This window comes from Aureisphaera sp., assembly GCF_059726885.1.
In genome coordinates this window covers 1,141,109-1,159,309 of record NZ_AP041051.1, presented here as the reverse complement: position 1 = coordinate 1,159,309, position 18,201 = coordinate 1,141,109, and the positions used below count along the sequence as shown (strand labels likewise).

The 18,201-nt window shown below is 40.4% G+C and carries 14 protein-coding genes; 9 read left to right on the top strand and 5 right to left on the bottom strand.

Going from position 1 to position 18,201, the window contains the following annotated elements; translation table 11 throughout:
• Positions 1-61 precede the first annotated feature (61 nt).
• On the top strand, positions 62-595 hold the full coding sequence (locus tag AC6JAD_RS05210; protein ID WP_461302197.1) for a hypothetical protein: 534 nt from the start codon (positions 62-64) through the stop codon (positions 593-595).
• Between the two features lie 69 nt (positions 596-664).
• Here the strand turns inward: AC6JAD_RS05210 and AC6JAD_RS05205 are convergent, their stop codons facing one another.
• The 5 genes from AC6JAD_RS05205 to upp all read right to left on the bottom strand — a co-directional run bounded on the left by AC6JAD_RS05205 (position 665) and on the right by upp (position 5,558).
• The gene (locus AC6JAD_RS05205) at positions 665-1,360 is read right to left on the bottom strand and encodes an ABC transporter ATP-binding protein (protein WP_461302198.1); all 696 of its coding nucleotides are present in this window, start codon (positions 1,358-1,360) and stop codon (positions 665-667) included.
• A gap of 9 nt (positions 1,361-1,369) precedes the next feature.
• Positions 1,370-2,632, bottom strand: coding sequence for an ABC transporter permease (locus tag AC6JAD_RS05200; protein WP_461302199.1), 1,263 nt, complete (start codon positions 2,630-2,632; stop codon positions 1,370-1,372).
• Complete coding sequence (locus AC6JAD_RS05195) at positions 2,629-3,717, bottom strand: efflux RND transporter periplasmic adaptor subunit (protein ID WP_497866094.1); 1,089 nt, start codon at positions 3,715-3,717, stop codon at positions 2,629-2,631. Before AC6JAD_RS05195 ends, AC6JAD_RS05200 begins: the two co-directional genes overlap by 4 nt.
• Before the next feature lie 9 nt (positions 3,718-3,726).
• Positions 3,727-4,365 (bottom strand): WG repeat-containing protein, encoded by a 639-nt coding sequence (locus AC6JAD_RS05190; protein ID WP_461302201.1) that lies wholly within the window; start codon positions 4,363-4,365, stop codon positions 3,727-3,729.
• Positions 4,366-4,904: 539 nt separating this feature from the next.
• The gene (upp, locus tag AC6JAD_RS05185) at positions 4,905-5,558 is read right to left on the bottom strand and encodes a uracil phosphoribosyltransferase (protein WP_461302202.1); all 654 of its coding nucleotides are present in this window, start codon (positions 5,556-5,558) and stop codon (positions 4,905-4,907) included.
• An 81-nt stretch (positions 5,559-5,639) separates the two neighbouring features.
• On the opposite strand from upp, the gene uvrC reads away from it, so the two are divergent.
• From uvrC to AC6JAD_RS05145, 8 genes are all read left to right on the top strand, one after another.
• Positions 5,640-7,427 (top strand): excinuclease ABC subunit UvrC, encoded by a 1,788-nt coding sequence (uvrC, locus tag AC6JAD_RS05180; protein WP_461302203.1) that lies wholly within the window; start codon positions 5,640-5,642, stop codon positions 7,425-7,427.
• Positions 7,428-7,454: 27 nt separating this feature from the next.
• A complete protein-coding gene (locus AC6JAD_RS05175; RefSeq protein ID WP_497866091.1) occupies positions 7,455-9,689 on the top strand; it encodes a patatin-like phospholipase family protein in 2,235 nt (744 codons plus the stop codon).
• 162 nt (positions 9,690-9,851) lie between these two features.
• Positions 9,852-11,012, top strand: coding sequence for a homogentisate 1,2-dioxygenase (locus tag AC6JAD_RS05170; RefSeq protein WP_461302205.1), 1,161 nt, complete (start codon positions 9,852-9,854; stop codon positions 11,010-11,012).
• A 91-nt stretch (positions 11,013-11,103) separates the two neighbouring features.
• On the top strand, positions 11,104-12,267 hold the full coding sequence (hppD, locus tag AC6JAD_RS05165; protein ID WP_461302206.1) for a 4-hydroxyphenylpyruvate dioxygenase: 1,164 nt from the start codon (positions 11,104-11,106) through the stop codon (positions 12,265-12,267).
• 102 nt (positions 12,268-12,369) lie between these two features.
• On the top strand, positions 12,370-13,140 hold the full coding sequence (locus AC6JAD_RS05160; protein WP_461302207.1) for a DUF3108 domain-containing protein: 771 nt from the start codon (positions 12,370-12,372) through the stop codon (positions 13,138-13,140).
• A 3-nt stretch (positions 13,141-13,143) separates the two neighbouring features.
• On the top strand, positions 13,144-14,076 hold the full coding sequence (locus AC6JAD_RS05155; RefSeq protein WP_461302208.1) for a tryptophan 2,3-dioxygenase family protein: 933 nt from the start codon (positions 13,144-13,146) through the stop codon (positions 14,074-14,076).
• A gap of 13 nt (positions 14,077-14,089) precedes the next feature.
• On the top strand, positions 14,090-15,325 hold the full coding sequence (locus AC6JAD_RS05150) for a M23 family metallopeptidase (RefSeq protein ID WP_461302209.1): 1,236 nt from the start codon (positions 14,090-14,092) through the stop codon (positions 15,323-15,325).
• A gap of 184 nt (positions 15,326-15,509) precedes the next feature.
• Entirely contained in the window at positions 15,510-18,125 is a 2,616-nt protein-coding gene (locus AC6JAD_RS05145) for a TonB-dependent receptor (protein WP_461302210.1), read from the top strand.
• The last annotated feature ends 76 nt before the right edge of the window (positions 18,126-18,201 follow it).

The following is an 18,201-nucleotide window of genomic DNA, read 5'->3' as shown; positions in this document are numbered from 1 at the left end:
TGTTTTCCTCCTTGTTACTTCAGTTATTTGCCTCATTATTAACCATTAAAACCTTTTTATTATGAAAAAGTATTTCAATTTAGTACTTGGCATGGTAACCATAATTATGGTTACAGTTGCCTGCGATAAGGACGAAACCGCTCCCGTAGAAAGTGCAGATCTTGTACATCAACAAAACGATAACAACCGAGGGCTGTATTTTCCTTGGGACTATGTTATGGACTGGCGATATAGCCGACTGGAATGTGCCACGGGTCCAGGGGTATGTTTCCGAAATGGATATGGGGATATCTTCCGCTTTTACACAAAGGGAGATGATCCTGTAGGTGAAGTTACCGATACAATGAACAGACTCATGGAGGGTAATGACGATCCGGAAGATGGATTGATTGTTTTCAGTATGGAGGGAAACACCCTGCATCTCATCTTCTCAAGAGATTTGGAAGAAGGCCAGTTTATCGTTGAAAGCGATGAGGTTATTCGTGGGGAATTGGCTGCGAGTCTAGGAAGGGATCAAGTTGTAATTCCTGCTGGTGAGTATGAGGTTCAGCACGGTAATTATGAATATGGAGAAACGTTTATTGAAATCGAGTAAGTCTAGAAACCCAACATTTTAGACCCTAAGGATAAGTCTTCTAAGGAGGGCTTGTCCTTTTTTCGTGACCTACACAATAATGGTATTTTGTTTTGGAAGTATCCTACCATCGCTCATTTCAATAATGCGGTCAGTGCGGTCTGCAAAATCCTTGTCATGAGTTACAACCAGTAATGAAAGACCTTCCTCTTCGCTTAGTCGTTTAAAGATATTGAAGACATTGTCTGCATTGTAACTGTCCAAATTTCCAGTGGGTTCGTCCCCCATAATAATAGCGGGATTGTTAATAAGCGCCCTCGCTATGGCCACCCTTTGTTTTTCTCCTCCGGATATGCGAGAAGCTCTTTTTTTATACAGATGATCTATCTCAAGAATCCTTAGTTTTTCCATAGCATTGTGCTCCATTTCCTCAGGAGTTAATAGCCCTAATTTTTTTGCCGGGAGTAACACGTTTTCAAGCACGGTAAACTCGGATAATAAATAATGAAACTGGAATACAAACCCAATATCTTGGTTCCGTATATGTGACAAGCGCTTCCTGTCCAAACCCGTTGCCAATTGGCCTTTTAAATACAGCTCCCCTTCATAATCTGTGTCCATTGTAGATAGAATATAGAGTAGCGTGGATTTTCCACAGCCGGATTTTCCCATTATGGACGTAAACTCTCCTTTTTTAATGCTGAAGTTGATATCCTTTAGCACATGAAAAAGCACGGGTTTTTTGAAGTATTTGTTAATATTTTTTGCCTCGAGTACCTTGTCCATAGCCCTTATTTATTGTCCTCTTATTATACGTACCGGATCAATCTTTTTTGCCTTTCTCGATGGGAGATAGCCAGCGAGAAAAGTGGCTACCATGGCAAAAACAATACCTATGACATAAAACATTGGGTTGTGGTTCACGGGATATGTGTTTATGGTGGGAAGGGCTTCTGTCTCAAAAGGAGTTTGGTCTATTATAAGGGAAAGCCCCAACCCAACCAGCAGTCCTAATATTCCACCAACAAAACCTATAATGACGGCTTGGCTCATAAAGATTAATTCAACGTCTTTACCTGAGAATCCTGTAGCTTTCAGAATAGCGATATCATTCATTTTCTCATAAATAAGCATGTTAAGAATATTGTAGATCCCAAAACCGGCAACAATAAGTAGTGTGATGGATACGGCATAGGTGATTAAATTCCTAATGGTGGTCCCCGTTTCAAATTGAGCGTTGGCTGTTTTTATATCAATAGCCTTCAACCCGAATTGATTTTCTATGCTCTTGGCCAATGGAATGGCGTCTTCAATATCATGAAGCTTAAGATTGATATCCGTTATATAGTTTTCGGGTTCACCAAGGATGCGTTGTACGGTTTTTATATTCGCAAAACTCTGAATGTCATCAATTTCGGCAATACCACTTTGAAAAATACCTACGATTTTTAAAGGGAACACCTCTCCTTTACTATTGCTAACTTGAACCCTATTACCAACTTGAAGGGACATTTTTTTGGCTACGCCTGCACCTAGCAAAATGCCGTTGTCATTTTGCTGCAATGCCCTAGGGGTGCCAGAGACGATGTAATCTCCAAAATTGAACAAGGAAACCTCTTTTAGGACATGGATGCCTGTGAGGTTCCCGCCTAGTTCGATGGTGCCAGAGATATAAAATATTTGAGAGTTAATTTGTGGAATTGCCCCGCGGACCTCTTCTTTTTCATTGAGGTAGTGTAATAAGGGCAGGGCATTGTGAATGCGCTTTTGGCTTTGTTTGGGTTTTATCGAATGCACTATATGAATGGCCTCTGTAAAACCGTCATATATATCTACGGGCTGCTCGGCAGATGGCTCAATTTCATTGAAAACATGTATATGCGGGGTCTGGTTTAGAATGAGGTCGTCCAACATTTTGTTAAGACCTGTCATAAAACATACAAGCGTTATATAAGCTCCTATACCAAAAGTTACGCCCAAGGCGGCGGTGGTCGTTTGTTTAATTTTGGCCAAAAGGTGTGTTTTGGCAATGCTCAGTATGACTTTCCAATTGATCATGGCGAGTCTGGTTTATAGATCCAGGTGTCGGGAGTAATTCCAGAAAGCACCTCTATGCTATCCATGCTCTGAAGCCCAAGGGTAACCTGCACATTTCCATTCTCGGTAATGACCTCCTGGTCATTAAGAAGAAAAGACTTTGGGATAATTAAGGCTTCTTCTTTATGGGTAAGAATGATATTGGCTTCGCCTGCCAAACCTGGATATAAAACTTCGGGGGTTTTCGTAAAAAGGGCTTCTACTAAAAAGGTTTGGTTGCGCTCAAACTTTCGCGGGTATATCTTGTGAACTTTTGCCTCGAAGACCCTACCGTTATATGCATCTAAGGTGACCAAAACCTTTTGCTCCTTTTTAATTTTTACAATATCCACTTCGTCCACTAGCAATTCTATAACAAAGGAAGATGCACTTCCAATGAGGGCAAGTGGTTGTTGCGGGGTAACGATCTCACCTACATTTTTATACAAGGCGTACACCTTGCCATTTATTTTGCTGGAGACCGTGTAATCCTCTGTTTGAATAAGGGAAGTTTCGTAGTTGTTCTGAGCCTGTTTCCATTGAGTTTGCAGCTCACGTTCGGTTCTAACATAGGTGTCTTGTAGAGCGATCAATTTATTGAAAGAGAGATCATAACTCAATTTTTTACGGTCGAATTCAACTTTGGAGCCAATGCTTTGATCCCAGAGGTTTTTCTGCCTAAAAAAGGAAATGGAATCGTCAATAAATGTAAGTTCAGCAGCATGGATTTCGTCGGCAATCCCTGTAAGAATAGGAGAAGTTCCGTACAAATTCTCGCTTGCCAATTTAAGCGATAAACGAGCATTTTCGGATACAATTTTGGGATTGGTATTTACAATTTGCACCAAAGGTGTTCCCTTTGATATTGCGTCACCCTCTTCTACTAAGTTTTGCTCCAGTAGGCCGTTTACAATGGCAAAAGCTTCATACAAACTATCCGGTTGAATGGTTACCGAAGAATACACAGATTCGGAAATGGCCTTTTTTGTAGGCAGAATTTTATGTCCCCTTTGATGGCAAGAACCCAGCCCAGCCAAAACAGCACAAATAATGAACGAATACTTCATTTGAAAAGATTATTGCTCAATGGATTTTATTTTCCATAGCCCGTCGTTAGATTGAATAGCGATAACAACTCCGTTTAGGCATTTAGATGTAATGTTCGGAGGGGTTTTCATTTTTTCTTTGGAGTATAGTAGATTAAAAGGTCCTCTTAGGTAGGTTAATGTATTGCCGTTGGTATCGATAAATAACTCATTATAGGAATAGGTGACAACGTTCTTGCCCAATGCCTCATTTCTTCCTAAAGTTTCTTTGACCACTTCCAAAACAATAGCTCCATTTTCATGAAACGGAGTGGCATTAATAAACTGAGGCTCTATAACGACTTGCCCTTTTGTGTCTATATAACCATAATGTGAGATACCGTTTTCTTTTGAAACAATCATGCTACGGCCATTACTGAAGAATGGATAATCATGAGCTGTACCTGCAGGACAGCATGCCCTATTGCTCTGTTTGTCCACGACCAAGTCACTTCTGAAATCGATCGCAACATTTCCCTTGGTATCTATAAATGCCCATTGAGTTCCTTTTTTAACCGCAGCAAGGCCGTCGTGGAATGGGGATACATAGTCCAAATTTGAAAGTTCTTGAGAAAAAAGACCAAGGGGGATGAACCATAACATTACGTATAAAATCGTCTTATTTTTCATAGTAGTAAGGTTTGAAAATTGAGTAGATAAAAGTATACAGGACAGATTGCCTAAGCAATGAGAATTGTCATGAAAATCAGATGATTAAGATACTTAATTAAGGAAATGGTATTCTATCTGAAAAGTTTCCAAAGACTGATATTTGTCATTTTTTGAAACATATAAATGACCTACTTTGGTGTTCAGAAATATGGTAAATTTCTTTGAAAAATTGGAAAGCTAAGAATGGGTTACAAATTCTTGCGATGTACCACCTTCGTCTCACCATTGGATTGAACAGGTTGGATTATCGGTTTTTATTTCCCTCGTGATACGTTTCCGAAGGTACCATCGTAATGCTTTCATGTGTTAAGCGCAGAAATGTGCGAAGACAAAAGTGTATGTTAAATGTACCCTGTTTCCAGATAGTTCTGTGATGCGCCCTAAAGACTGGACGGTTTATGGAATTTTGATCCAGGCACAGAAGTAGACTTAGCATATGCTGGGATACGGGCAACCTAATGGGTTGCCTGTTTCTTTTTCAGCCCAATTGGTGTGAGTTAAAGCTTTAAACCAAAGGCCAAATCGCCTGCATCGCCCAATCCGGGAATGATATAACCCTTGGGGTTGAGTGTTGCATCTATGGCTGCAATCCACAAGTGTGTGTTTTCGGGAAAGATAGCCTTTATATAATCGACGCCTTCTTCGGAACCAATTATGGAAACAATATGGATTTGTGAGGGTTCTCCATTTTTGCGCACCGCATTGTATACATTTTCCAATGTTTTTCCGGTAGCCAACATGGGATCGGTAAGAACCAAGGTCTTGCCCTCTAAACTAGGAGCAGCGAAATAATTGACAATAACATCAAATTCATCTCCGCCATCGGGATGGTGCCTATAAGCCGATATAAAGGCATTTTCAGCGGTATCAAAATAATTAAGCAGCCCTTGATGTAAAGGCAGTCCAGCCCTGAGTACGGAGCACAAAACAAGATCATCCTCCGGTAGTTGCAAATCCTTTTTCCCCAATGGGGTGGTAACCGTCTGTTTTTTATAGTCCAGAGTTTTGCTCACTTCATAGGCTAGGATTTCACCAATACGTTCTATATTCCGCCTAAATCGCATAGAGTCCTTTTGTATATGGGTATCCCTAAGTTCTCCCAAAAAGGTATTGAGCACTGAATTTTCGTTTTGGAAATCATGAATTTGCATAATGATCTAAGAATATCTTTTATATGGAAAGATAACGAAACGGTTCTATTTCAAAATAAAAATACCCAGTATCTTTGAAGTATGGAAGAAGCGTCTGTTAAACTTCAGATTTCCACACTGCCCAATGACCCTGGCGTATATCAATATTACGATAAGGAGGGAAAACTTTTGTATGTGGGTAAGGCAAAAAACCTAAAAAAACGGGTGAGTTCTTACTTCACAAAAGAACATGATAATGCCAGAACCCGCTTATTGGTTAAAAGGATTCATTCTATAAAGCACATTGTGGTGGCTACGGAGACCGATGCCCTGCTATTGGAGAATAATTTAATAAAGAACTACCAGCCCAAGTACAATGTTATGCTTAAGGATGATAAGACGTATCCTTGGCTTTGCATAAAAAAGGAACGTTTCCCCAGGGTTTTTTCGACGAGGAGATTAATCAAGGACGGAAGCGAATATTATGGACCCTATACCAGTATGAAAACGGTCCATACCCTTTTAGATTTAATAAAGGGATTATATCCTTTGCGCACCTGTAATTACGATCTGTCCGAGGAAAAAATTAGGGCCGGAAAATATAAGGTGTGCTTGGAGTATCATTTGGGGAATTGTTTAGGGCCCTGTGAAGGAAAGTATTCTGAAGCTTCTTACAACGAGAACATTCAATCTATTAGGAATATTATAAAAGGAAATTTCAAGGAATCACTTTCGGGGTTTAAGCAACAGATGAAGGAACATGCTGAAGCCCTTCAATTTGAGGATGCTCAAAGAATAAAAGAAAAGATTGATGTACTCGAGAATTACCAAGCAAAGTCGACCATAGTCAATCCAAAGATCAATAATGTGGATGTTTTCTCCATTGTGAGCGACGAGAGTTATGCCTATGTAAATTATCTTCAGATTTCCTTTGGAAGCATAATCCGTTCACATACCTTGGAAATGAAGAAAAAATTGGACGAGACCGATACCCAACTAATGGAATTGGCTATCGTTGAATTAAGGCAACGGTTCCAGTCTATGTGTAAAGAGATTTATGCGCCCTTCCGGGTACATGTGGAGGAAGGAGTCAAATTACATGTTCCCAAACTAGGGGATAAAAAGAAGATACTGGAGCTATCTACACGGAATGCCAAATACTATCGAATGGAGCGATTTAAGCAGGCCAAAATTGTGGATCCCGATCGCCATGCGAATCGCATCATGGCTCAAATGAAGAAAGATCTTAGGTTACAGGAAGAACCCCGACATATAGAATGTTTCGACAACAGTAATATTCAAGGTTCTAATCCTGTGGCGGCATGCGTGGTATTTAAAAACGGAAAGCCAAGTAAGAAAGAGTATAGAAAGTTTAATATTAAGACAGTTGAAGGACCCGACGATTTTGCCTCCATGGAGGAGGTCGTTTACAGACGTTATAAAAGATTGAAAGAAGAGGGGCAACCGTTACCCCAATTAATCATCATAGATGGGGGGAAGGGACAATTGTCATCTGCTCTTAAAAGCTTGGATAAATTGGAACTAAGGGGAAAAATTGCTATTGTCGGAATTGCCAAAAGACTGGAGGAATTATTTTATCCAGAAGATCCAATTCCATTGTATTTGGATAAAAAATCCGAAACTTTAAAGATCATCCAACAATTAAGAAACGAGGCCCATCGTTTTGGTATCACCTTTCATCGTGACAAGCGGAGCAAGGAAGCACTGGAGTCAGGCCTGGAGACCATACCCGGCATTGGTGATAAAACCATCGTGGAACTGTTGAAGCACTTTAAAAGTGTTAAAAGGATAAAGGAGGCCAATTTTGATGCCTTGGAAAAGGTTGTTGGAGCAAGTAAGGCCAAAAAAATTGTAGCACATTTTCAATAAGTGCGTCTAATAAAATAAAACGAAACATTGAGAAAGGCCCTAACCATCTGTATACTTCTTATACATTGCTTTTCTTTTTCACAGGAAAAAGAAGATGTAAAAGTAGGTGTTGTACTCAGTGGTGGTGGAGCCAAAGGGCTGGCCCATATTGGGGCTTTAATAATTATTGAAGATTCCGGAGTAGAGATAGATTATATTGGTGGTACCAGTATGGGAGCCATTATAGGAGGGCTTTATGCTTCGGGCTATAACGCACATCAACTCGACTCCATTTTCAAGGTACTGGATTTCGAAACCCTGATTCAAGATGAGGTGCCACGAGGGGCCAAGACATTTTATGAAAAGGATGAATCAGAAAAGTATGCCCTTACTTTACCCTTCGATGATTTTAAACTGAAAGTTCCTTCAGGGATATCCAAGGGACAAAATGTCTACAACTTATTGTCCCGGTTGTTACTGCACGTAAAAGATATAGACGATTTTAATGAACTTCCGATTCCCTTTTTCTGTGTTGCAACCAATATTGAAACCGGCGAAGAAGTGATTTTGGATAAAGGATATTTACCCCGCGCACTTACGGCAAGCGGAGCTCTGCCTTCCCTTTTTCAACCAGTGACCATAAATGATACAATTTATGTAGATGGGGGTGTAGTTAATAATTATCCATTAGATGAGGTACTGGCAATGGGTGCCGATGTGGTAATTGGTGTAGATGTTCAGGATGAATTGCGGGATCGTGAAAAATTGAAGAGTGGCGTCGACGTGTTGGTACAAATCAATAATTACCGAACCATCAGGGACATGGAGACCAAAAAGGAGAAAACCGACATTTATATAAATCCATCCATTGATGATTTTTCCGTGGTTTCCTTCGATGAGGGACGGCAGATTATTAAATCGGGAGAAGTAGGGGCTGAGGAGGTGCGATCTCAGTTGGAAGCACTGGCGAAAAGGCAAATTAAGGGGGAAAAGAAATATATTCCTTTTGTCAGTAAGAACTCCCTGTACATTAAAGAGGTATTTATTTATGGTAATAAAGACTATACGCGATCATATGTCTTGGGGAAGTTAAAGCTTAAAACACCTTCAGATATTACATACGAAGCGTTCAACAATGGAGTTAATAACCTTTCGGCCACGGGAAATTTTGACGGTATTGATTATAAATTGGTAGAGGATCCCGACAATACAGGGGAATATTCGATAGAGTTCTATTTGCGGGAAAGTGAATCCAGAACCCTGTTTCGTTTAGGGGCTCATTATGACGATCTATTTCGTTCTGCGGCATTGATAAATGTGACCCAGAAGCGATTGCTTACCAATAATGATGTGGCTTCCTTAGATTTCGGTATCGGCGATAATATTCGTTATAACTTCGATTATTATATAGATAAGGGGTTTTATTGGAGTGTTGGTCTTCGGTCTACTTTCAACAGTTTTGACAAAGACGTAGCTATCGATTTTATACTTACCGAGGATAATGTTCCGGACACAGCTGAGATTAATGAGGTCAACCTTCAGTATGATGATTTTACCAACCAAGTGTTCGTGCAGACCGTATTTCAGAGGCGGTTTTTACTCCGACTGGGGGCAGAACATAAATGGTTGCGATACCTTTCGGAAACCATTGGGATCGATGAAAATAACTTGCCGAGAACCGTATTCGAAAACACCAATTACTACAGCTCTTACGGTATTCTGAAATATGACACTTTCGACAATAAGTACTTTCCAAGGAAAGGCCTATATTTTGAGGGCGACTTTCATTGGTATTTATTTGCGAATGGCGGCAATACGGAGTTCGAACCCTTTGGGATCGGAAAGGCCCAACTGGCCTATGCCCATTCCTTTACACCCAAATTATCGATGGTATTCACCAATGAAGGAGGACTCAAAATTGGAAGCCGCACAACACAATCACTGGATTTTTTCATGGGGGGATATGGGTTTAAACCCCTAAATAATATTGTGCCCTTTTATGGGTACGAAGGGCTTAGTTTGCGAGGGGATACCTACCTTAAAACCACCTTTTTGCTGGATTATGAAATATTCAAGAAACACCATATTAGTGTTGCAGGAAACATCGCCAATATCGGGGATGATTTGTTCGAAAGAGGAGAGTGGATTGATGGTATTGATTATAGTGGATATGCAATAGGATATGGCCTAGAAACCATATTGGGTCCTGTAGAAGTGAAATATTCATTCTCTCCAGAACGCGATACCAACGAATGGTATGTGAATGTAGGCTTTCGCTTTTAGGCATTTCTTAATCCGAAGGAAGCTTTTTTTTCCGATATTTGTATCATGGCAAACAAAACTTGGAAATACTTATTACTTCTTCTCAAGTTTCTTCTGAAGAGAAATCCAGAGTAGTACACATCTTTTTTGCTGAAAAACAAGTACTAACGTAAATTTACTACTATGCCATTTTATCATAAATTAGGGAAGATTCCTCCCAAACGACATATTCAATTTCGGAAACCGGATGGCAGCCTTTATGCAGAGCAATTATTCGGAACCATTGGGTTCGATGGGATGTACAGTAACTCCTATCATGAACACCGTCCTACCCAAGTAAAGGCCATAAAAAATCAATACAGTGTGGCACCAAAGATTGCTAAGGAGAATAATATGCAGTCTTACCGTTTTAGGGGTTTTCAAGTACCGCCTCAGGACGATTATTTAGAAAGCAGGAAAATTGTTTTAACGAATAGCGATTGCCACATCATTTTGTCGGCGCCAAAGAAGTCTCAAGACGATTATTTTTATAAAAATACCGATGCCGACGAACTTATTTTTGTTCATAAAGGAAGCGGAAAATTGAGAACCCATATGGGAAATCTCGATTTTAAATATGGGGATTATTTGTTGATTCCTAGGGGTATGATTTATAAATTGCAATTTAACGATGAAGACAATAGACTATTCATTGTAGAGTCCAGGAGTCCCATTTATACCCCAAAGCGCTATCGCAACTGGTTTGGGCAATTATTGGAACATTCACCTTTCTGTGAAAGGGACATCCGAAAACCACAGGAATTGGAAACTCACGATGAAAAAGGGGACTTCCTGATAAAGATTAAGAAGAATGACGAGATCATAGATATGGTATATGCCACACATCCTTTCGATGTGGTGGGATATGATGGGTATAATTATCCATATGCCTTTTCCATTCATGATTTCGAACCCATCACCGGGCGAATTCATCAGCCGCCCCCAGTACATCAGACCTTCGAGACGAACACATTTGTAGTTTGCTCCTTTGTTCCAAGACTGTACGATTATCATCCAGAAAGTATCCCTGCACCTTATAATCATAGTAATATTGATAGTGATGAGGTGCTGTACTATGTAGATGGTGATTTTATGAGCCGTAATGATATTGATGCAGGCCATATTTCCCTGCACCCTGCCGGAATTCCGCATGGACCCCACCCCGGTGCTACAGAACGTAGTATTGGACAGGTGAAGACAGACGAGTTAGCCGTAATGGTAGATACTTTTAAGCCATTAAAGGTTACTGAAGAAGCTTTGAAAATTGCAGATGATAGCTACTTCCAAAGCTGGTTAGAAGAATGAAAAACCTTTTAGACATAGCACCCCATTTTAGGGCCATGTGGTAATTGGGTCTTTTCTTTTCATGAAGTATTAATTAAAAAAATTTAAAGAAATGGCACGAGAAATAAAAGATCTAACAGAATTACAGAATACAGAATATTCATTAAAGAAATTATTCGAAGAAGCAGAAGATTTCCTTCCGCTTTTGGGAACCGATTATGTCGAGTTATATGTGGGTAATGCCAAGCAGGCTGCTCATTATTATAAAACGGCATTTGGATTTCAATCTGAAGCGTACGCTGGATTGGAAACAGGAATGAAGGACCGTGTGTCCTATGTGTTAAAACAGGACAAGATTCGTTTGGTACTCACATCTCCCCTAAATAAAGGAGGCGATATAAATAGGCACATCAACGAACATGGTGATGCTGCCAAAGTCATTGCGCTGTGGGTAGATGATGCTGCACAAGCCTTCGAAGAGACTACGAAACGTGGAGCGAAACCTTATATGCAACCCACTCGGGAAGAAGATGAACATGGACATGTTATCCGCTCAGGAATTTATACCTACGGAGAGACGGTTCATATTTTTGTGGAACGAAAGAATTACAATGGTATTTTCCTTCCAGGGTATGAAAAATGGGAGTCTCACTACAATCCAGCACCCGTTGGATTGAAATTTATTGACCATATAGTAGGAAATGTGGGTTGGAACGAAATGAATACTTGGTGTAAATTCTATGCCGAAGTAATGGGCTTCGCTCAGATTATTTCGTTCGTTGATGACGATATTGCTACAGAATATACGGCTTTAATGAGTAAGGTGATGAGTAATGGGAATGGACGTATTAAGTTCCCAATCAATGAACCGGCAGAAGCAGAAAAGAAATCCCAGATCGAGGAGTACCTCGATTTTTACAATGGAGCTGGAGTGCAACACTTGGCATTGGCAACAGACGATATAGTGGCTACCGTTTCGGCCATGCGGGAACGCGGGGTCGAATTCTTGTATGTGCCGGAAACCTATTATGATGACATTTTAGAACGTGTGGGTAAAATTGATGAAGATATTGAAGTCCTTAAAAAGCACGGAATTTTAATAGACCGCGATGAAGAAGGCTATTTATTACAATTATTTACCCATAATGTATTGGATAGACCTACAATGTTCATAGAAATTATACAGCGTAAAGGAGCTCAGTCCTTTGGAGTAGGGAATTTTAAAGCCCTTTTCGAAGCGATAGAGCGCCAGCAAGCTAGAAGAGGAACCTTATAAACCGTAACATTGACAGGACTCCATCGTCTAAGTAGATGGAGTCTTGTTCATTTTGGAACAGTCCTTGCGTAAGCCTTTACGATGACCTCAAAATCTATACGAATGAAATATGCAATGTTCCTCCTTTTTGCCATGGTTTTTGGTGCTGCTCAAGCCCAGACCAAAGCCTACGATGCTGGTGAATGGTTTAAGTTCCGAATTCACTATGGTTTCGTAACCGCAGGATATGCCACGTTGGAAGTGAATGATGTGGTGCTTGATGATAAGGAAGTGTTTCATGTAAAGGGTTATGGCAAAACCACCGGTCTTTCAAGGGCTTTCTTTAAAGTAGAAGATGATTACCAGTCATATATAGACAAGGAGAAGGATATTCCTTATCGTTTTATTCGAAATATTGATGAAGGTGGATATACGAAAGACATTCAGATTGATTTCGATCACAACACAAATAAGGCACTGGTCCATAACAAAAAGAAGAACACCAAGGATTTGGTAACCTTCCCTGAGGAAGCCCAAGACATGGTGTCCGCATTTTATTATTTAAGGAACCGATTGGATACATCCTCCCTCAATATTGGGGAGACCATAGACATAGATATGTTCTTCGATAAGGAGAATTATAAATTTCGTTTAAAATTTCTGGGAAGGGAAGTAATCCGAACCAGATTCGGCAAGGTGCCAACATTAAAATTTAGACCTTATGTGCAATCGGGAAGGGTATTCAAGGAAAAAGAAAGTTTGACCGTTTGGGTCTCCGATGATGCCAATAAAATGCCCATGTTGATCAAAGCCGATTTAGCAGTCGGATCCTTGAAAGCATCCTTAACAGAATTCAGGGGATTGAAAAACTCATTTAAGATATACGTAGACTAACCCATGGAATTACAACCAGAAACCAAAAAATTACTAGAACAATTAAAGAATAAATATGACGCCATAGACCAAGATTTGGATACCCACTTGGAGGGACTGCTATATGGAGAACCCATAACCTATTGGGACTACATACAGACCGAGGCGCTGCTTAATCTTCAGGTACAACGTACCACCCTTCCAGATGAGATGGTATTTATTATGTATCATCAGATCAATGAATTGTTGTTTAAGATGATACTTTGGGAAATTGGTCAGGTATCCCATCATGAAAACTTAACAGCCAAGTTCTTTTCGGAGCGCTTAATGCGAATTAGCCGTTATTTCGATATGCTCACATCGTCCTTTAACATTATGTCTGAAGGGATGGAAGTAGGGCAATATCTTCAATTCAGAAATACGTTAACACCTGCCAGTGGTTTTCAGAGTGCGCAGTACAGGAAAATTGAATTCGCCTCTACAGACCTGATAAATTTAATAGATGCCAGATATAGGGCTACCATAGATAGAAATACCCCTTATGAGCATGCTTTGGAGCATTTGTATTGGCAAGCCGCGGGGAAAAATTTTAAAACTGGAAAGAAGAGTTATTTGCTGAAAGCCTTTGAAGAACAGTATAAAAATGAATTTATAGCCTTTACAAAAGAATATAATACCATAAATTTGTATGCGAAATTTAAAAGTTTACCTGAAGACGTCCGGAATAATCCGAAATTGAGGGAAGCGATGCGGCATTACGATTACACAGTGAATGTTACTTGGGTAATGGCACACTATAACACCGCTGTGAAATACTTGAACCATGGTAACGAACCCGAAGAGGCAACGGGGGGAAGCGATTGGGCAAAGTATATGCTACCCAAATACCAAAAAAGAATCTTTTTCCCCGATGTTTGGACAGCCGAGGAAATTGAAAATTGGGGCCAGGACGTTTAGAAAAATTAAAGTATTGAAGTATTTCTTATTAATCCCCATCCTCTGTCTACTCTTTACTTCCTGTGAAGACGTTAAGGACGATGTAGACCCATTAGAAACAACAATTGAAGAGGAGGCGCCCGTCGTCTTAAATGAATATGGGTATATCCTCAATGACTTTAACGTTGTACGCGATACCATTCGCAATGGCGATACCTTTGGTGGTATTCTTGATGCAAATGGTGTTCCCCAAAATAGGATTTTCGAAGTGGCTACGGTTTTCAAAGACAGTTTCGATGTGCGCAAACTGGTTGTGGGCCGCCCTTATGTGTTGCTGAATTCAAAAGACACCCTGCAAAACACCCAAGTATTTATTTATGAAAAGAACCGTGTGGATTATGCGGTAATCGATCTAAGGGATAGCATTGCGGTGTATAATGAAAAGAAACCGGTTAGCTATGTGGAAAAGGAGGCGTCGGGAATCATAACTAGCTCCCTGTCTCAAACAATGGCCGAGAACAATCTTAGCCCATATATGACCGAACGCTTGGCAAATATTTATGCTTGGACCATTAACTTTTTTGCCTTGCAAGCAGGGGATAATTTTAGGGTAGTTTACACCGAAAAGTATATTAATGATACCATTCCTGCGGGCTTGGACGATATAAAGGCAGTGTATTTCGAACATCGTGGGAGGCCGTTGTATGCCTTTAATTATGAGCCCGAAGTAGATTCTACCAATGTAGTGGCAGATTTCTATGACGAGGAAGCCAATAACTTGCGTAGGGCATTTTTGAAGGCTCCGGTGAAGTTCAGTCGAATTTCCTCCCGTTATAACCTGAAAAGAAGAATTGCCTATTACGGGTACAAAGTGCGCCCCCATAGAGGGACCGATTTTGCTGCACCCATTGGGACACCCATTTTGGCAACCGCCGATGGTGTAGTTACCAAATCTGAAAGAAGGGGAGGTAATGGGAATTATGTCAAAATAAAGCACAATAGCACCTACGAAACCCAGTATCTACATATGAAGGCCCGAAAATCTAGGGTTGGGGATTTTGTCCGACAAGGGGATGTTATTGGATGGATTGGTATGACCGGAAATACCGGAGGTCCCCATGTATGTTATCGCTTTTGGAAAAACGGAAAGGAAGTAGACCCGTTCAGGGAAGACTTACCCGCTTCCAAACCCTTGGATGAAGTATACCATGAAGATTATTTCTCAAAAATTGGCATTCTAAAAGAGCAATTAGACTGCATTGCCTACTAAGTTTTTTCTGTACTAAAAATTGTTAATAACATTGTTCCTATTTAACGAGCACGTTTACAGCGAATAACGTTAATTTCTGTTAAATTTATTGATAATACTGTTAGCCTTTTCTTAACACATAAAATTGGTCATGAGTTAGGTTAATAGTATTTTTGCAAACACTTATTTAATTAAACAAACAATTATGAAACAACTTTTACTATTTGTAATGCTATTGGGAAGCGTTGCTACCTTTGCACAGGGGACGGTTTCCGGTACAGTAACCGACGCTGAGCTTGGAGGCCCAATGCCCAGTGCTACAGTAATTGAAGCGGGAACCAGTAATGGTACCGTAACAGACTTTGACGGGAATTTTTCCATTTCCGTTAGCGCCAATTCTGGTGCCATCGAAATTTCCTATTTAGGATACGAGACCAAAACTATTTCGTATACTCTTTCTGGGGGTACTGCAGATTTAGGAACCATCGCTTTAGAAGCAGATGCCAACACCTTATCTGAGGTGGTAATTGTAGGGACAGGGGTAATTGACCTTGCGGAAGACCGCAATACACCAGTTGCTGTATCTACCATTACAGCTCAGGAAATTCAGGAAAAAGTAGCAGGTAACGTAGAAATTACCCAAGCGCTTAAAAGTACACCTTCTGCCTACATTTCTGGGCAGTCTGGTTTTGGTGATTCACAATTATTCTTACGTGGATTCGACAACAGTAACATTGCCGTTCTTTTAAATGGACAACCTATTAACGCAATGGAAGATGGTCGTATTTTCTGGTCTAACTGGTCAGGAATTGCCGATGTGGCCAATGCTATCCAGGTACAGCGTGGATTAGGATCTTCTAAATTGGCGATCTCATCTGTTGGGGGTACAACTAACATCGTAATGAAGGCAGCTGAGCTTAAGGAAGGTGGTTTTGCACGTTTCCTTGGAGCTAATGACAGTTACATGAAGGGAACTGTTTCCTATAATACAGGAGTTAGCGATAGTGGATGGGCATTCTCAGTATTGCTAGATTACTGGCAAGCACACAGAAAATGGTCAAGAGGAACATATGGAGAAGGACAAAACTATTTCTTCGCTGTAGGATATAAACCAAACGAAAATCACAATTTCAATTTCTTGGTAACGGGAGCACCTCAGTTGCACGGGCAAAAATGGTCACAGTCCAGAGAGTCTATTGCAGCAGATCCTAAATTTAACCAACACTGGTGGTATGATGAAGATGGAATTACTTCAGAAAGACAAAACTACTACCACAAGCCAGTAATGAACCTTAACTGGGATTGGAACATGGGTGAAAAGACTGATCTTTCTACCGTAGCCTACGCCTCTTGGGGGCGTGGAGGTGGAACAGGACCTAGAGGGGTAAGTACTTCAAGAGGAAGTAGTATCTTAAGAGGACCGGATCTAGATGGAGACGGACCTTTGTTCGGTCAGTTGGATAGAGACCTTATTTTCGAATATAACGCAGGAATTGGTATTGGAGACAATGCAGAGCGTGAAGGATACATTCGTAGATCCTCTGTAAACAATCACCAATGGTACGGGTTAGTAACTAACTTAACCCATGAATTCTCTGAAAACCTTGTAGCCAATGTTGGAGGGGATGTAAGATTGTATACTGGAGACCACTTTAGACAAGTTGCTAACTTCTATGGATTAGATGGATGGGCTAACGACAGACCCGATGGAGCTACTGTGACCAATGCATTCGATCCAGACCCATGGGCGGCACTTTCTAATTTCGCAGATGAAGGAGATCGTATCGATTATGACTATTCTGAAGATATCAACTACGTTGGAGGATTCGGACAATTGGAATACAGTACAGATTCATTCTCTGTATTCTTCCAGGGAGCTGTATCTACACAGTCTTACCAGAGGGAAGGACGTTTCCAAGTAGACGCCAATGGAAATCAGGTAACTGAAACTTCTGAAAAACTTAGTAAACTAGGATATAACCTTAAAGGGGGATTGTCTTATAATATAGACGGTATCCACAAGATCTATTTCAATGGAGGGTACTATTCAAGACAACCATTCTTGGATAATATTTTCACCAATATTAGAACTTCTAACGATTTGGTTAACCCAGAAGTAGATAATGAGATCATCCGTAGTTTTGAAGGAGGTTACCATTTCGAAACGGGTGACATTCGCGCTCAGTTCAATGCTTATATCACAGATTGGGCAAACAGAACTACAGTATCTACCGGTGAGATCGATCCAGATCCTAAAGTAGAAGGCGATGAGATCTTCACGAACAGGTTGCAAAGAGGAATTCGTCAGTTCCATAGTGGAGCGGAATTGGATTTCCAATGGAGAACAACACAGTGGTTAACCCTTAATGGATACCTCTCTGGAGGTAGCTGGATTTTCAAAGGAAAGTCTACAGTAGCTGAATTTAACGATGATACAGGTGAATTAATTTCTGAAGTAGCTGGAATTGACCGTCAAGGTGTAAAAGTTTCCAGAGCACCTCAGTTTACTACTGGTATGGGCTTTAGAGCTAAGATCGTAAAGGGATTAAGCGTAGATGGTAACATCAACTACAGAGCGAGTCACTATGAGTTTACAGATGAGTTCACAAGTGCAGTAGATTACACTCCTGCCGAGTTGAAGCCTTACTCTGTAACAGATGCGGGTCTTACCTATAGATTTAGCTTAGGAAGCAACAAACTAACTTTAAGAGCGAATATGTATAACGTATTCGATTATATCGGAATTTCGAACACAGATCGTTTCGGTTACTTCACAGAAAACGGAAGAACCTACAACGCATCCCTTCGTTACACATTCTAAGATTAGTTTATCCTTATAAATTAGTAAGAGGCCGGCTTTAGTCGGCCTCTTTTTTGTTTAATAATCCCTACCTTTG

Bases quoted from the DNA above. Each gene is read 5' to 3' on its own strand.
- AC6JAD_RS05210 (WP_461302197.1), top strand. From the start codon at position 62: ATGAAAAAGTATTTCAATTTAGTACTTGGCATGGTAACCATAATTATG.
- AC6JAD_RS05205 (WP_461302198.1), bottom strand. From the start codon at position 1,360: ATGGACAAGGTACTCGAGGCAAAAAATATTAACAAATACTTCAAAAAA.
- AC6JAD_RS05200 (WP_461302199.1), bottom strand. From the start codon at position 2,632: ATGATCAATTGGAAAGTCATACTGAGCATTGCCAAAACACACCTTTTG.
- AC6JAD_RS05195 (WP_497866094.1), bottom strand. From the start codon at position 3,717: ATGAAGTATTCGTTCATTATTTGTGCTGTTTTGGCTGGGCTGGGTTCT.
- AC6JAD_RS05190 (WP_461302201.1), bottom strand. From the start codon at position 4,365: ATGAAAAATAAGACGATTTTATACGTAATGTTATGGTTCATCCCCCTT.
- upp (WP_461302202.1), bottom strand. From the start codon at position 5,558: ATGCAAATTCATGATTTCCAAAACGAAAATTCAGTGCTCAATACCTTT.
- uvrC (WP_461302203.1), top strand. From the start codon at position 5,640: ATGGAAGAAGCGTCTGTTAAACTTCAGATTTCCACACTGCCCAATGAC.
- AC6JAD_RS05170 (WP_461302205.1), top strand. From the start codon at position 9,852: ATGCCATTTTATCATAAATTAGGGAAGATTCCTCCCAAACGACATATT.
- hppD (WP_461302206.1), top strand. From the start codon at position 11,104: ATGGCACGAGAAATAAAAGATCTAACAGAATTACAGAATACAGAATAT.
- AC6JAD_RS05160 (WP_461302207.1), top strand. From the start codon at position 12,370: ATGAAATATGCAATGTTCCTCCTTTTTGCCATGGTTTTTGGTGCTGCT.
- AC6JAD_RS05155 (WP_461302208.1), top strand. From the start codon at position 13,144: ATGGAATTACAACCAGAAACCAAAAAATTACTAGAACAATTAAAGAAT.
- AC6JAD_RS05145 (WP_461302210.1), top strand. From the start codon at position 15,510: ATGAAACAACTTTTACTATTTGTAATGCTATTGGGAAGCGTTGCTACC.